The sequence below is a fragment of the Paenibacillus tyrphae genome, from assembly GCF_000722545.1.
Lineage (GTDB): Bacteria > Bacillota > Bacilli > Paenibacillales > NBRC-103111 > Paenibacillus_G > Paenibacillus_G tyrfis.
Genome location: NZ_JNVM01000067.1, coordinates 34,314 through 47,760, shown reverse-complemented (window position 1 = coordinate 47,760; position 13,447 = coordinate 34,314). Strand labels below are relative to the sequence as shown.

At 38.7% G+C, this 13,447-nt stretch carries 20 protein-coding genes and 2 pseudogenes; 10 read left to right on the top strand and 12 right to left on the bottom strand.

What is annotated here, in order from left to right; all coding sequences use genetic code 11:
- Positions 1–265: 265 nt before the first annotated feature.
- From ET33_RS35450 to ET33_RS35420, 9 genes are all read left to right on the top strand, one after another.
- A complete protein-coding gene (locus ET33_RS35450) occupies positions 266–832 on the top strand; it encodes a hypothetical protein (protein ID WP_036693853.1) in 567 nt (188 codons plus the stop codon).
- Positions 833–1,464: 632 nt separating this feature from the next.
- Positions 1,465–2,019, top strand: coding sequence for an HNH endonuclease (locus tag ET33_RS40175; RefSeq protein ID WP_051776106.1), 555 nt, complete (start codon positions 1,465–1,467; stop codon positions 2,017–2,019).
- Positions 2,020–2,039: 20 nt separating this feature from the next.
- Positions 2,040–2,357, top strand: a complete 318-nt coding sequence (locus ET33_RS35440; RefSeq protein WP_036693851.1) for a nucleoside triphosphate pyrophosphohydrolase — start codon at positions 2,040–2,042, stop codon at positions 2,355–2,357.
- A gap of 250 nt (positions 2,358–2,607) precedes the next feature.
- Positions 2,608–3,156 carry a hypothetical protein gene (locus ET33_RS35435; RefSeq protein ID WP_036693849.1) on the top strand — a complete coding sequence of 183 codons (549 nt, stop codon included), beginning with the start codon at positions 2,608–2,610 and terminating at the stop codon, positions 3,154–3,156.
- Between the two features lie 97 nt (positions 3,157–3,253).
- Positions 3,254–3,793, top strand: a complete 540-nt coding sequence (locus tag ET33_RS38240; protein ID WP_081890653.1) for a DUF1643 domain-containing protein — start codon at positions 3,254–3,256, stop codon at positions 3,791–3,793.
- Positions 3,794–4,040: 247 nt separating this feature from the next.
- Entirely contained in the window at positions 4,041–4,358 is a 318-nt protein-coding gene (locus ET33_RS35430; protein WP_051776104.1) for a hypothetical protein, read from the top strand.
- A gap of 298 nt (positions 4,359–4,656) precedes the next feature.
- Positions 4,657–4,893: a GIY-YIG nuclease family protein gene (locus tag ET33_RS35425; protein WP_036693847.1), complete on the top strand. Its 237-nt coding sequence runs from the start codon at positions 4,657–4,659 to the stop codon at positions 4,891–4,893.
- A gap of 439 nt (positions 4,894–5,332) precedes the next feature.
- On the top strand, positions 5,333–5,533 hold the full coding sequence (locus tag ET33_RS38815; protein WP_144028804.1) for a hypothetical protein: 201 nt from the start codon (positions 5,333–5,335) through the stop codon (positions 5,531–5,533).
- 50 nt (positions 5,534–5,583) lie between these two features.
- Positions 5,584–5,775, top strand: coding sequence for a hypothetical protein (locus ET33_RS35420; RefSeq protein WP_036693845.1), 192 nt, complete (start codon positions 5,584–5,586; stop codon positions 5,773–5,775).
- A 19-nt stretch (positions 5,776–5,794) separates the two neighbouring features.
- Here the strand turns inward: ET33_RS35420 and ET33_RS38810 are convergent, their stop codons facing one another.
- The 10 genes and pseudogenes from ET33_RS38810 to ET33_RS35380 form a co-directional block, all read right to left on the bottom strand.
- Positions 5,795–5,980 carry a hypothetical protein gene (locus tag ET33_RS38810; protein ID WP_144028803.1) on the bottom strand — a complete coding sequence of 62 codons (186 nt, stop codon included), beginning with the start codon at positions 5,978–5,980 and terminating at the stop codon, positions 5,795–5,797.
- 42 nt (positions 5,981–6,022) lie between these two features.
- Positions 6,023–6,238, bottom strand: coding sequence for a hypothetical protein (locus ET33_RS38235; RefSeq protein ID WP_081890652.1), 216 nt, complete (start codon positions 6,236–6,238; stop codon positions 6,023–6,025).
- A gap of 31 nt (positions 6,239–6,269) precedes the next feature.
- Positions 6,270–6,545 carry a hypothetical protein gene (locus tag ET33_RS35415; protein WP_036693843.1) on the bottom strand — a complete coding sequence of 92 codons (276 nt, stop codon included), beginning with the start codon at positions 6,543–6,545 and terminating at the stop codon, positions 6,270–6,272.
- Positions 6,546–6,596: 51 nt separating this feature from the next.
- Positions 6,597–6,791 carry a hypothetical protein gene (locus ET33_RS35410; RefSeq protein WP_036693840.1) on the bottom strand — a complete coding sequence of 65 codons (195 nt, stop codon included), beginning with the start codon at positions 6,789–6,791 and terminating at the stop codon, positions 6,597–6,599.
- Between the two features lie 61 nt (positions 6,792–6,852).
- The gene (locus ET33_RS35405) at positions 6,853–7,146 is read right to left on the bottom strand and encodes a hypothetical protein (RefSeq protein WP_036693837.1); all 294 of its coding nucleotides are present in this window, start codon (positions 7,144–7,146) and stop codon (positions 6,853–6,855) included.
- Positions 7,147–7,224: 78 nt separating this feature from the next.
- Positions 7,225–7,706, bottom strand: a pseudogene (locus ET33_RS38230) (DUF3841 domain-containing protein).
- Positions 7,707–7,743: 37 nt separating this feature from the next.
- On the bottom strand, positions 7,744–8,265 hold the full coding sequence (locus tag ET33_RS38225) for a DUF6985 domain-containing protein (protein WP_051776102.1): 522 nt from the start codon (positions 8,263–8,265) through the stop codon (positions 7,744–7,746).
- 60 nt (positions 8,266–8,325) lie between these two features.
- Positions 8,326–8,655: a low molecular weight protein tyrosine phosphatase family protein gene (locus ET33_RS35390; RefSeq protein ID WP_036693865.1), complete on the bottom strand. Its 330-nt coding sequence runs from the start codon at positions 8,653–8,655 to the stop codon at positions 8,326–8,328.
- Positions 8,656–8,849: 194 nt separating this feature from the next.
- Complete coding sequence (locus ET33_RS35385) at positions 8,850–9,356, bottom strand: hypothetical protein (protein ID WP_036693832.1); 507 nt, start codon at positions 9,354–9,356, stop codon at positions 8,850–8,852.
- Between the two features lie 103 nt (positions 9,357–9,459).
- Positions 9,460–9,921, bottom strand: coding sequence for a type III secretion system chaperone family protein (locus ET33_RS35380; protein ID WP_036693830.1), 462 nt, complete (start codon positions 9,919–9,921; stop codon positions 9,460–9,462).
- A 363-nt stretch (positions 9,922–10,284) separates the two neighbouring features.
- On the opposite strand from ET33_RS35380, the pseudogene ET33_RS37100 reads away from it, so the two are divergent.
- Positions 10,285–10,903 (top strand): annotated as a pseudogene (locus tag ET33_RS37100) (IS256 family transposase); the annotation flags it as partial.
- Between the two features lie 71 nt (positions 10,904–10,974).
- Here ET33_RS37100 and ET33_RS35370 read toward each other — a convergent pair.
- Positions 10,975–11,544: an SF0329 family protein gene (locus ET33_RS35370; RefSeq protein ID WP_036693827.1), complete on the bottom strand. Its 570-nt coding sequence runs from the start codon at positions 11,542–11,544 to the stop codon at positions 10,975–10,977.
- Between the two features lie 304 nt (positions 11,545–11,848).
- A complete protein-coding gene (gene rlmD / locus ET33_RS35365) occupies positions 11,849–13,327 on the bottom strand; it encodes a 23S rRNA (uracil(1939)-C(5))-methyltransferase RlmD (protein WP_036693826.1) in 1,479 nt (492 codons plus the stop codon).
- Between the last annotated feature and the right edge of the window lie 120 nt (positions 13,328–13,447).

Below are 13,447 nucleotides of genomic sequence, written 5' to 3'. Positions count from 1 at the left end.
TACCGCTCAAACATTCGACGACTCTTTTCGTGCTTTAGACGCTGTTCTACTTCCTGTAATGCTTCCGTGTTGGATTCCATGGTACTTTCACCGCCCGAATAGTGATTCTTACTTATTCGACGTCAAAGACATTGAAATCCTTTCCATAAACAACAGGAGTCTTTAGTTCAACTTATATAGATTCACATGGATAGATTCAAAAAAAATTTTATACTTCATGTCATACGATGACAAAGTGTTTCAAGGAAATTTAGGGGCTTTTGATTTGGAAAAGAAACAAAATTTCATAATATCAAAAAACGTTCCAAGGCCTGATATGCTGGCAGTTCATGATCAAATCACCTATCTAGGCAAAGACGAACGCGGTGTTGGAACGCAACGATTAGCTGAACCGACAAGCTTAAACGAGTTGGAAATACCATTATCGACCGGAAGAAAATTTATGCTTTCCCCCCGAGGAGACCGCATTTTATTTTTGGAAAGTTCAACGAAAAAAAGCCGGGGGATATTAATGGATAATGTTATGTTATACGATATAGCGACCCGCAAAGTTGAACGAATCGAGCGTTTGCAATTTGAAGTAATATATAGCTATTGCTGGTCTTCAGATGGAAAATTCCTTGCTTTCGCCGCGCAATTGCCTGGTGATACACAAAATTTATTTATTTATAAAATTGGAAGCGACAAAGAGCCCGCTATGCTTCCATTGCCTGATAATGCATCGTATATGGATTGGTCCCCAATCAGTAACCAGATTATTTTGGCAACAGTCGGACAACCAAGCGGGAATGAGATTCGAATTATAAATATTCCAAATGAATTGTTACAATAGTTGCAATGAGTTGATGGTTTTTAAGGCAAGGGACTTGGGGAATGAACTATGACTAGAAAAAAGCTTTTTCTAATCATGATGATGAGCTTGATTTTTATTGGTGTATCCATTTACGACTATTCATAGGAACATTTAAATGACAGAAGGTAGAATAACCAAAGACGGTAATATGTCTTAGGTTCTATCTTCTGTTTTTTTCTACCTTTTTCGACTTCTGTCTTATGAAAGATGTGGTATAATTCTACTATTAAGACAATCGAAAACCATGACTATAGAGGGAAAAATATGACTCCAAGGCAATCACCGAAATTGCTGTAGAATATGATTTTCACCAACCAATTGGAAGCACAATGCAAATTGGGCTTGAAGACATTGCTAAGAAGGTGATTAGATATTAATTCGAGCAAACGATCTTTTTTGATTTAAAACAAAGCCCCAACCCTAATAAACCGCCGAAGATCGTATCCTTAGTGAAGGAGTTAATTGCTGAGTACCAGAAAGTAACTCAAAGCGCTCAACCGGTTAAATGGTTTCATCTAACATTGAGGTAATTTGTAAGATGCAGTACGAAAAGACGGTAAAACAAGTGAAAACAGCTTTGAAAGCTGATGTAAGTTACCGATTTCTGACTGTTGAAGGTTGACGATGTTTACAATTACGACCGGAACGCAGATTTCTTAGATATAGCTACTGATAATATGAAAGAGCTGAAAGAAAATAGTTTAATCGTATTTGACGCGATCAATTACAGATGGTCGCAAATGCTTGAAAATTTCAATCATTCGCCGCGCATATGCAAGAAGGTAAAGATTATTGATGAAGATAAAGTCAGACGCAAACCGTTGATTAAATTTTTTCAGCGTATTGCTTCAGAAAATCCAGACCATATTTGTTTTCATTGTGGGAAAAAAATCATCGATGAGACCCCCGCTATTGACCATGTAATTCCTTGGTCGTATTTGTATAGCGATGATTTATGGAATTTGGTCTATTCTCACCAAACCTGCAACTCGAGCAAATCAAATATCATTCCAAGCGAAACAACGATACAGAGATTAGAAGAAAGAAATTCAAGATTGCTAGCTATACTTATGAACCAGGGGCAAAAGAATAAGCATATTTCAGAGCTCGAAATGGCTATTAATAACGGGTTAGTCAGAAAATTTTGGATCTCATGTCAAGGTTAATCCCGGAAGGAGAACGTAGGATGATCGTTTATAACAAGCTGGTACGTGACAAGATACCACGGATAATTGAAGCGTCAGGGAAACAAGCTGAAATTAGATTTTTGGATGACGCGGAATACATTAAAATGTTGAATACTAAGCTTCAAGAGGAGCTTGATGAATTTATCGAGGCTGAGGAAGCTGAGAAAATAACGGAATTGGCTGATTTGGTTGAGGTTGTTTATGCAATATTGGAGCATAAGGGGATCAGTATAGAGGAGTTTGAACAAGTAAGGCAGGAGAAGAAAGAGAAGCGTGGTGGATTTGGGGAAAGAATATTGCTCGTTAAAGTTGAGTAACCTTCGAGGTGTTATGTGAAAAGAGGATACACTTTTTCGTTGCAAAGATGGTGCTCCATAGCTTCACCTACCAAATTAAAACCTTGAAGTTTTTGATCTTGGACAACAATTAAAACGGATCGGAATAATATTGAAGATTGCACTAGAGAAACAAATAAAACACGAATCAATGAGGAGAAAAACTCTAAAATAGTATCAAGTTCAGATTTCGTTGGATAGAAAATTATTACGATCGGAGAATATATGAATCATGGGACTTGACTATCAATTCATCTTAATAATGCAGGAAAGTTATAGGGACAAATTGTTTGAGTATGTTAGAAAGAATGGGTCTTTGGATTACGGTGGTTGTGCTAGTCTCCATTTTGAAATGGATTCATTTATTTTTAAGTATCTTGAGGGTGGTTATGACTGGAAGCCACATTATGACAAAGCGGAAATAGAAAGATTCATAGAGCCTAATGGTAAGGCAAGTATTGGCTGCATCTATATTTCAATTAAGAAATTGGATGGACCGAATGATGAAATAGAGGTGTCTTTTACTGCTGCCACTTCGGATATGAGTCGCCTTTTTGAAGATTCAATATCAATTTCCAAATGGTTTACTGATTTAAGTATAGAAATAAATTCGATAATTACGTACTTGGACTTAGAGGATGATGGAGCAAGAATAATATATTTTAAAGGCCTACCTGTTCACTTAGACCTTAAAGGAGATTCTCATTTAGGTAATTTAGGTAACAATTTTTTTGATATTGTTAAGGAGTTTTCTATTCGATATGAGCATTTTAGAGAATAATATTTGAATGATTCAGAGTTTTTCATTTTGATAAGTGATGGCTCACGGAAAGGTTTCAAAATAAAAGTCTGATCTATCGGGGGGAGGAGGGAGAACTATCATTACTGAGGAAATACTTCAAGTTTCAGCGAGAAATATATATGACGAAGAAGAATGTTGTAGATATAGTCTAATTCGGTGTTGGGATTCTACAAAGGACAAATCGACAATTATTATGTTTAATCCAGCCAGATTAAACCCTATGCCATTTAGATTAGGTTCAACTTTGAGCAATATTGTAAGTCATCTTGAAAAAGAGAATGTTGGGTCGATAGAAGTGGTTAATCTTTATCCATACGTTACAGATAAAAAGAAGTTGCTACCAAGAAGCGAAAGAAAATTTAATACAAAGAATTTCCAATATATCAAAGAAGCAGTGAACAGCTCCAATATCGTTGTATTGTTCTGGGGGAATGATGGCATTGTCAGTAGAAACCCTAAGTTTATTAAATTACTGAAAGAGAATTCAGAAAAGCTTAGATGTTTTAGAGTGACCCCTAAAAACTATCCCGATTACATATACGGACTTAGTTTAAAAGTTCATTCTTTGCAAAAATGTACAATTAGCGAAAATGGAGATATAACAATAAAAAACTGATTTCATAGAGAGAAAAAGGGAGAGTAAGATGATATCAAAGGAAGTACTATTTATAATAATTTATCTTATTGTCGCATTTACATATTGTGCGTGGGCAGGAAAGAGTACTAATAAGTGGGTTCGACTTTCAGGAAATACTGCTCTTCATATCATAATTGTAATTGTAACATCGCTCATATATAGCAATCTATAAAGGCAATAAAAGACTGGTTTCATCTAACAAAAATTTAAAAGGAGTAGTCAATCAGTGCATACATTTTTTATATATTTCCCTCTTATTTTTTGGGTGGCAGTAATTGGTTTGATAATTTATTTTTTTAGAAAGAGAAGCTACAATTTTTCAAAAAAAGTTCGTCAATTCGATTTTGAGCTTTCAGAAAGAGGTGAAGGATGGATAAAAATTCAACCTCTAGAAGCTGTCCATATTCAAGAAATATTACAATGGGACTCAAAGAAAAGAGTAATGACATTGAAAGATGGAACAAAAAAGAAAGTACATAAAGTTCGTGCGTTTGGCATGGAAAAAGAATTGGAATCTGTAAGAAATCGAATTGTAATCAAATAAAATACTAGATTTAATGGGAGTGATAATGAATGGAAGACTACTATTATGCAGGTTACAGATTCGTTTCTGATAAAGAAAACGCATCAATATATGCATATAACGAGCACAATGTATTGGTTAAAACATTTATCTGGTACAAAGAACAGGATTTCAAAAAAAGATGTCATCAAGCTCGGTTAGATCTGCCTAAATGATTTCAAATAAAAACTGACTTTCATGGGGGAACCTATGCCGATCGAAGAAGACAAATTTGCCGTAAGATTTGTATATGCCCTTAAACTGGAGCACGGGAAGTACTATGGTAGGCCATACAACTACTGAGAAACGATTAAAAAAGCATTTCAATGGTAAAGGTTCTGTTTGGACTAGACAACATCCTCCGATAAAGATTGTTGAAAAAATCCAATTAGGTGAGGTTACATACAGTAAGGCTGAAGAAGTTGAAAACGAAATTACCTTAAAATATATGAAGAACTATGGATGGAAAAATGTTCGTGGTGGGTATTTTATTTATTCAGATGTGGGAAGAGACTAGAAGGAATCTACAAGGTCACAAAAAGAAACAATCCTTAAATATTGATTTTGAGTTGGATTAGATCACTATGAAAGTTCACTTTTATCAAAATAATGAGGTGTTCCTATGAGCGAATTTAGTGAAAGCTATCATTTGAAAACGAAAAACCAAGAAGATAAGATGTTGTTGAATTATTAAAGAAAATAGAGAAGAAGAAGGTTATGTTTATGAGGAAGCCAATGGATGGGTCACATTTGTTTGCAATGGAAACCAATTTCAAGTTGATGAAGGGATTGTTTCACACAACCCTGGAATCTTACTGCACTATATCTATGCTGGAGATCACTGTTGGGAGCTGAAGATATTTAAAAAGAATGAACTAGTATTTGATTATAAATGTGGGTGGACTGATGAAATATATATTGAAAAGAATCTATACGATATCAATGTCATAAAAGAATTGGTTTTAGATCCAGAAGTCTCACTTGATGATATCGAAGCAATTTTTATAAATGAAGATGAAGATGCAATTTTTGGTGAGATCCCTCCTGCACATCAATTTTCTGACTTAATTGGCTTAGTAAATGTAGAGTGGGTTTCTTTTGACTACTTAGAGGGTCGCGAATTGGAGGATGGCATATTTACTGTAAATAATACTTGAATATAATAAAAGGTCAATTTCATAAGAGTAGAAAGGATGTGTACTGGAGAATGAAGGTAACAATTATTGATTTAACAGCAAAAAAAATCATAAGTGTAGTTGAAATGAATAACATTCCTCAAATTGGGAGTTCGATTTTTTTGTTTAGAGCGAAGAGTGAATTTAAAGTTCATGATGTCGTGTTCTTTATAGATGAAGAAAAACAAAATGAAACGGAAGTAACGTTGTATGTATCTAAATGACTATGAAATATCAGTTTTATCATAAAAATTTAATCCAAAAATAAAAAGAAAGTAAAAATAACCCAAGAGAAATATATTTAGCAACACTCCTCGGCATAACCGCTGAAAGTAGCCAACCAATAATACCTACTCCAAATGCAAACCCAAGAAGTAAAAACAAGGGACGAGCAGATATTCCTAATTCAACACCATCAAATGGATTCATGGTAATCTATAATCTCCTACTTTCTTTATCGCAATATTACTCTCATTTGGTCAATGGCCTTGGTGATACTAAAATGCTCAATCCAAGTTCTACTCCATGGTCCCACATTTTAACCCAAGGATATGTATTCTCAGGTAATACAAACTCTCTTTCTTCCAGAGGCTTGATTGGAGACTCATCAACTATGCAGCCATGATTTACTGTAGCTGGATGAATTGAAACTACCCTGCCTGTATCGTTATAGTATACAAATTTCATCTCTGCATCCTCTTCCTATGAAATCTCAATTTTATATAATCTTAAATTTCTTCTTATAGTAAAAACTCTTGTCTTGCTTCAAATCACCGCGGATCAAGATTCCAATATTACGTGATAATCCAATTGAACTTCTTGCCCTTTCAATTGCAATGACAGTATATTTTTCATGATTATCAAATACTAATTCATTATAGACAGAAATTTTACCTTCGTATTCTTCAGGAAGTGTAGTGCAAAAAACAAATCCCCTGCCTTGAACAAAAAAAGTATCTAGTACGATAAATTCGTTTGGGGACTCTAGTGCCATCTGTTATCTTTCTCTCCTTTAATAAAACTTCGATTTTATCTGATTCAGCCATTAGTTTTTGTTATTTAAAGTTTTAATATACTTTTTGTGTTCATGAATACACTGCCCACAAACTTTTACTGTTTCAGTGCCTGTCTTAAATCCTAGAAACGTTTTGTCTTGTGTTACTTTTGTGGCTTCTCTTTCGGGAAATTTACATTCACACCAGTTGCAGTTGATCCATAACTGACCATTAATCATCTCCATAAAAAAACACTCCTTCAATGATTCAAGTTTATATAGAGTAAAAGAATCATTTCATTTTCACCTAAAGAATTCTTACTGTAGCAATATCCCTTCCTGCCCAAAGATTAAAACTGAATCCTGCTTCAAGTAAGTGCCAGGGCGCTTCGTCTACAATAAAAGCTACATCAGCCTCTGTATTCCATGCATCATCAATTAATTTATTTACTTTTACCAAAACAGTCCATGTGTCTCCATAAAATCTATTATTCTCAATTTTCCCAAAATTGACAACTATGTCTCTTAGCCACTCGTTAACGGGGAAAAGACTGGGGTCTTTATCCCATTCAATAATGGCTTTACAAGATCGTCTCTTCATTGAAGTAGCTCCTTCATCAGTCCTTCATGGATAGCCAATAAAAGATTCGTTTTATCACATGTCAGAAAATCAATACTTTTATTTCTCAATCTCGTAAACTTTTATTACCTTACTCAACTCAACTCTTCCTGTTGTCCCTTGTAAAGATAACTGTTTTCTGTTCAAATCAAATATTTTATCCCAACTTTTTCTTTTCAATTTTTCCTTCACAGTATCACATTCGGCATAAAGATAATCATCATACTCTTCATCATTTTCATCTATTAAAGTGCAACCATTAATTATTGATTGGAAATCATAAAAATCAGACAGTAGAACATCGCTCTCATCTAATTCGACTTCTAATATTACGTATCTTTCTTGAATTTGAGGTTTGGATAGAAACACCCAAATCGGATATTCTCCATTGTATTTTGTAATCTCATCTCCATCTGCTCCATCATCCACTTGTATGCTTCGATGTGTGTAGATGGTATATACTTTTGATTACCTTCAAAATAACCAATTTCCTTCGCATATTCCCAAGCTTCTTCCTTTTGTCTAGTCCAAAATATACCCATCTCGTCCACCTACATCATGTCCTACAAGAGAATTGTTTTATTTTGAATCGCTACTTTCATTTAAATGATCATTAGCTATCCATGAAAGAAAGGATGAATCTGATCCACCCATTGCAACAACTTCGTTTTTAAATAGCATTACACCAAAACCGTGCTCTTCATCCCACGAGCAATCAAATTCAAACCCAATATAAGCGATGCCATCCTTGATTACATCTAAGATATGAACTCTTGCTAAACTGATTAAGGGCTTTAGATCATTAACACAAGTTAAATCTGGCATAAATTCATCATCTTCATCATCGCAATATTTTGCTTGAAAACCACTATATTCTTCAAATAACTCTTGTAGTATTACATTCTTAATTTCTTCTTGATTAGATACAATAAAATCATACGTATCTATTAATTCGCTGAGTAGAGGTGAATTTATGTCTCCACCAAAATTCACTTCATAAACATCGTCTGAGTCTGAAGTAAATTCATTCCAAACGGGTAGATTTATCATCCCTTTATATCCAAATTCATCTAATGTGAGATCTAATATTTGCTTTGTCATCAGTGTCAGCTACCTTCAAAATGTTTTTTTAATCAGATAATAGTATTATTTTATCTGTATTCACTCAGGAACATCAATGTACTCCGATACTCTAGATTTAAGAATTTCAATAAGATCTTCATCCATATACTGATAATCATCATGAATATCTAAACAGATAAATTTTTTATTCAAGAGTTCATTATTAAATTTATCCCTCAACCTGCGCACATGCTTCTTCTCCATTACAAAGATAATATCTGCCCATCCAACATGACCGCTTGTAACTTTAATTCGTGCACTATCTTCTGTTCCTGCAGATCTAACGTCATAACCATTGATTCCATGAAATATCTTTTCTGCTGTCAAACTACGCCACTTGTTTCTGCTACAAACAAAAAGTAACTTAATCTTCTTCACCGTCCATACTTCTTACGAAATATTTGTTTTATTTAGCTTTCTTAAAATAAGTCTTGATTCCAATTTATTTTACATCGTCCCATGATTACTCTCATTGAAGCGTCTAATATAGAATCACTTTTCAGTAATACTTGTATCTGATTGATCAATAGAACCTGCAAGTCCCAGAAGCCCTACTACTATCATTAAACGAACATTTTTAAAAAATCATCAATTGAATCTGCAAAAACTCCGTTGGGATTCTCTTCATAAATTTCGAAGTGCCCATAATCACAATCTATCCACTCTACTTGGTTTGTATCGTTATTAATTAATATTGGAATACTACCTATATTTAGTAATAAAGTGCCTATCATCATTCTTCTTCCAAAATCATTTCCTCCAGTCCATTCTAGAAAACCTTTAATAATGAATTGATTGACTACCTGCGATGCATGAGGCATTGTTAGGAAGAATTCATTTTGATCGCACTCGGTTTCATTGAAGGAAAACCATGTATCCCATTTATTGTTTTGAGGCATAATTATAAGCGATTTCAAACTTCCTTTACCAGTACAGCCATACACCCGAGTGTATAAACTTTTAATACTGGAGCACAACTGAAACCCGAGCGAGCTTTCGGCTTCTGAAAAATCAATCATATAGCTGTTCGGCTTTACTTGAGACAACTTAGCTATTTTCATGGTGTTCAAACACACTTCCTTCTAAACAAAATTGTTGTTTTATTTTGCACGCAAGTTAATAAGGCGCTGATTTAAAAATGGCATCTCCTCATCATCGATAAAATTTAGTTTCTTATTTCTTCCTCTCCGACTTTTCAAGTGCTTCTTGTGGAGAAGCTCCAGCATATACAATGGCCGCGATTCCTTGAAAATACTCATCTAAACAGAGATAGTTTCTAATCAAATGGTGTTTAATTGTATCCTCTGAAGGAGCAAATTCTTCAATCCAGATGAGAGAAGTCCTGCTTCGCACCTCTCCTCTTTCCCAATGCAATTCGAATGTAACAGCAGACAGCCCATAGTTAGCCAGATGGAGAAATTGACTTATTGTTTCCTTCTTTTCATCAGGTATCGTAATTGGTACTTTGAAATAAAAATCAATCCGCTGTGGGTGTCGAAGATCGAAAAATCCTTCATATGTTCCATGTGTACAGCTAATCGGCTGAGCAGCTAGAAGGGTCCCATTTCTATGTTCGTTATATTTCCAATTATCAGCAACTAGATATTTTTTTAATTCATCACTTAAAACTGACAATACGATCATCTCCCTTATGAATCCATTTTTATGATCAATCACACAATAATGTAGAATCCTTGGTGAATTTTAACTATATCATATCAAACCCAAATAATAGTGGCTACTAATCCCAAGCATACTCATTACCGATAGGTGACAAAGCTTGAGTATAATAATAGCCGTTAATGTTCGTATTAGTTATGCAAAAAAAGAACCTCCTCTTCAGGAAGTTCTGAGTCTGTAAAATCTTTCGTGGTAAACTCCAATTCTATTAAAATGGAGATACAAGAAAGGTTGAGGATCAACTATGGGACTGTGGACGAAGGAACAACTGCGGGCATTTATCAAGGAAAATAAGCTGGTTACAGCCCAGGATGCTTCGAGCGCACTAAAAACCTCTTCGCAGAGACGATTCAAGAGATGCTGGAAGCCGAGATAGATACGCATCTAGGTTATGAGAAGCATGATACGATGAACAAGAAAGCCTCGAACAGTCGGAATGGTAATGGTAAGAAGAGCATCATCAGCGAGTATGGTGAACAGGAAATTCAGGTTCCTCGCGATCGTCAGAGGGAATTCGAGCCCTTGATCGTGAAGAAGCATCAGTCGCATGTGAACGGGATCGAGGAGCAGATCATTGCCTTATATGCCAAGGGGGTCAGTACCCGGGAGATTCAAGATCACATGGAGCATATCTACGGTATCGAAATTTTTCTCCGACGCTCATTTCCAATGTGACCAATAAAATTGTCCTGATGATCAAGGAGTGGCAGAATCGTCCGCTGCAACACACCTTTGCTGTCGTCTCCTGGATGCGATTCATTTCAAAGTCAAGCAGGACGGGGCCATCGTGAACAAAGCAGCCTACATGGTCATTGGCATCGATCTGGACGGCAATAAAGACGTGCTGGGCATCTGGATCGGGGAGAATGAGTCCTCGAAGTTCTGGCTGAGCGTCTTAAACGACCTCAAAAACCGCGGCGTACAAGACATTCTCATCACCTAATCTGTCAGTAAGTATATGATAGCATGAAAAAACCTCCCGATTGGAGGTGAATGAGTTATTTGTTTTCATAACGTACTAAGCCGTAGTTCATAAAAATACTGTACAATTGGATGCTTTAACTTCATCTTCTCGGTCATGTTTAAAATTCGCTTTTTTCCAACTCGTCTGTCCACCAAAGCAAGAATATTCAATAAGATATCATTGCTCTCTATGCTTTCCTCTATAGAAATGGATAAAAACTTATTCGCTACAACGACAAAATTTGATTTACTTAATGATGACTGTGCTGACAAAAGCTCCTTTGCATATTCTGATATTTTTCTACTTCTTGCAATTACTTTTAGACGATCCTCCGGAACTATCCCCTTGGTATCTTTTCTGACCGCTTCAATTTCTTCATTGTTGATGGGAATTTGGATATCTGAATCATTCTTAATTTCCAGCTCCGTCTGATACCATCTGATTAAGGTAGTTATATCACTCATATTGAATACGTTCTTTTTATCTACCGCAATATAACAAAGTCCTGCTTTATCAGGTAAATAACGGTAGCCGGTTGCACGGTATTCGACCCTTCCATATAACGCAGGACAGAGAAAACTCTCCAGATGTTGCTTCAATTTGCTCCAGGCCATGTAATCCTCCTATGTTCTATGTTCTATAAATACCTATTGAGGCAGTCGTTCTATTATCCATAATACAATAACCAACACATCGATCATACTAAATACAAGTAACCTTGCGTTTCTCAATTTTCTTCCACCGCTGTGGGGAGAGGTCAACATAATGCTTGCTATCAACGTAGTTACCATTCAACACTTTACCTATACTAGTGTCGTAAATAAATTCAATTTCTTTCATTTTAACTATTAACTCTTTAGGATAGTTCATAAAAGAAAAGCCTGCTTTCTCAGCAGACCTTGTTGAAACATTTACCTTTCAATGTCCCTCCCGATACATCCTTACCACGCACTCCACATGCGCCGTCTGCGGAAACATATCCACCGGCTGAATCCAATCCAGTCGATAGCCTTGCTCGAGCAGTACCTGGCAATCCTTCGCCAGGGTGGACGGATTGCACGACACGTAAACGAGTCGTGTCGGCTTCGCCTCGGCGAGCGCGAGCAGCAGCGGGCGCTCGCAGCCGGTGCGCGGCGGGTCGACCACGACGACGTCGGGGCGGATGCCGCGCTGCACCCATTCGGGCAGCAGTTGCTCGGCGCGTCCGACGAAGAAGCGGGCGTTCGCTGCGCCACTTGCCCGCGCATTGTCCCGGGCGTCGTCGACCGCCTCGGGGATAAGCTCGATGCCGCGCACCTCGCGGGCGTGCGGGGCGAGCCAGAGCCCGATCGTGCCGGTGCCGCAGTAGGCGTCGACGACAAGCTCTTCGCCGGTAAGTGCGGCGGCTTCGCGGACTGCGTCGTATAGCTTCACCGTCTGCTCCGGGTTCAGCTGGAAGAAGGCACGGGGGGAGAGGGAGAAGCGGACGTCGCCGAGCGTCTCGTCCAGCCGCTCCTTGCCCCACAGCACCGTCGTTTTCGCGCCGAAAATGAGCGGAGAAGCTTCTCTATTCAGATTTTGCGCGATGGTCGTCACCTGCGGCAGCTCGTCGCGGATGCGGCGAACAAGCCGTTCGCGGTCCGGAATGCGGTCCGCCGCGGTGATGAGCGTGAGCTGGATCTCGCCGGTTTGCCGGCCTACCCGGGCTACGATGGTCCGGACGGCGCCTTGGCGGGTCCGTTCGTTGTAGACAGGGATGTCCAGCTCGCTAAGCAGCTTGGCGACCGTCTCCGTGACCCGGTTGATCGCCGGATCGTGTATCGCGCAGCCGGTAATGTCCACGAGCTTATGCGTACCGGGGGAGTACAAGCCCGCGACGACCTGCTCGCCTGAGCGGCCGAGCTGAAGCTGCGCCTTGTTCCGGTAGCTCCAAGGGTTGTCCATGCCGAGAATCGGCCGGACCGGGGCCGTTTCCATGCCCGCGTACCGCCGGAACGCTTCCCGTACCAGCTCCTCCTTGGCATGCAGCTGAGCCTCGTACGTCATATGCTGAAGCTGACAGCCTCCGCAGCTGTCGTAGACGGGACAGGGCGGCTTTTGACGGTGCGGCGAAGCCTTTTCGACTTCCTCCAGCTTAGCCGTAATATAGCTCGGTTCGACCTTCGTGACCGTCGCTTTCACGACTTCCTCCGGCAGCGTCCCGTCGATGAATACCGCCTTGCGCTTATAATAGCCGACGCCTTCGCCGTTAATCCCGATCCGCTTGATCGTCACCACGATCCGGTCGCCGGCTCTCAAATCCTCTGCCGTCGCGGGCCGGCTTGCCGCAGGCCTCTTCCCGCCAGGCTTGCGCGCGGCTTCCGGTTTTTTTTCCTGCGGACGCGAAGAATCGCGATTGTTTTTGCGTTCAGTGCTCATGCCGTTCTCTCCGTTTCTTGTCAAATCGCTGTTCTTACTATACCATGACCGGGCCGGATTGGCGAAACGGACTCCATGCATAAGATTAGGCATCCCCGTCGGCCGAATGGTATACTCTAG

Bases quoted from the DNA above. Each gene is read 5' to 3' on its own strand.
- ET33_RS35440 (WP_036693851.1), top strand. From the start codon at position 2,040: ATGATCGTTTATAACAAGCTGGTACGTGACAAGATACCACGGATAATT.
- ET33_RS35435 (WP_036693849.1), top strand. From the start codon at position 2,608: ATGGGACTTGACTATCAATTCATCTTAATAATGCAGGAAAGTTATAGG.
- ET33_RS35425 (WP_036693847.1), top strand. From the start codon at position 4,657: ATGGTAGGCCATACAACTACTGAGAAACGATTAAAAAAGCATTTCAAT.
- ET33_RS35420 (WP_036693845.1), top strand. From the start codon at position 5,584: ATGAAGGTAACAATTATTGATTTAACAGCAAAAAAAATCATAAGTGTA.
- ET33_RS38810 (WP_144028803.1), bottom strand. From the start codon at position 5,980: ATGAATCCATTTGATGGTGTTGAATTAGGAATATCTGCTCGTCCCTTG.
- ET33_RS38235 (WP_081890652.1), bottom strand. From the start codon at position 6,238: ATGAAATTTGTATACTATAACGATACAGGCAGGGTAGTTTCAATTCAT.
- ET33_RS35415 (WP_036693843.1), bottom strand. From the start codon at position 6,545: ATGGCACTAGAGTCCCCAAACGAATTTATCGTACTAGATACTTTTTTT.
- ET33_RS35410 (WP_036693840.1), bottom strand. From the start codon at position 6,791: ATGGAGATGATTAATGGTCAGTTATGGATCAACTGCAACTGGTGTGAA.
- ET33_RS35405 (WP_036693837.1), bottom strand. From the start codon at position 7,146: ATGAAGAGACGATCTTGTAAAGCCATTATTGAATGGGATAAAGACCCC.
- ET33_RS38225 (WP_051776102.1), bottom strand. From the start codon at position 8,265: ATGACAAAGCAAATATTAGATCTCACATTAGATGAATTTGGATATAAA.
- ET33_RS35370 (WP_036693827.1), bottom strand. From the start codon at position 11,544: ATGGCCTGGAGCAAATTGAAGCAACATCTGGAGAGTTTTCTCTGTCCT.
- rlmD (WP_036693826.1), bottom strand. From the start codon at position 13,327: ATGAGCACTGAACGCAAAAACAATCGCGATTCTTCGCGTCCGCAGGAA.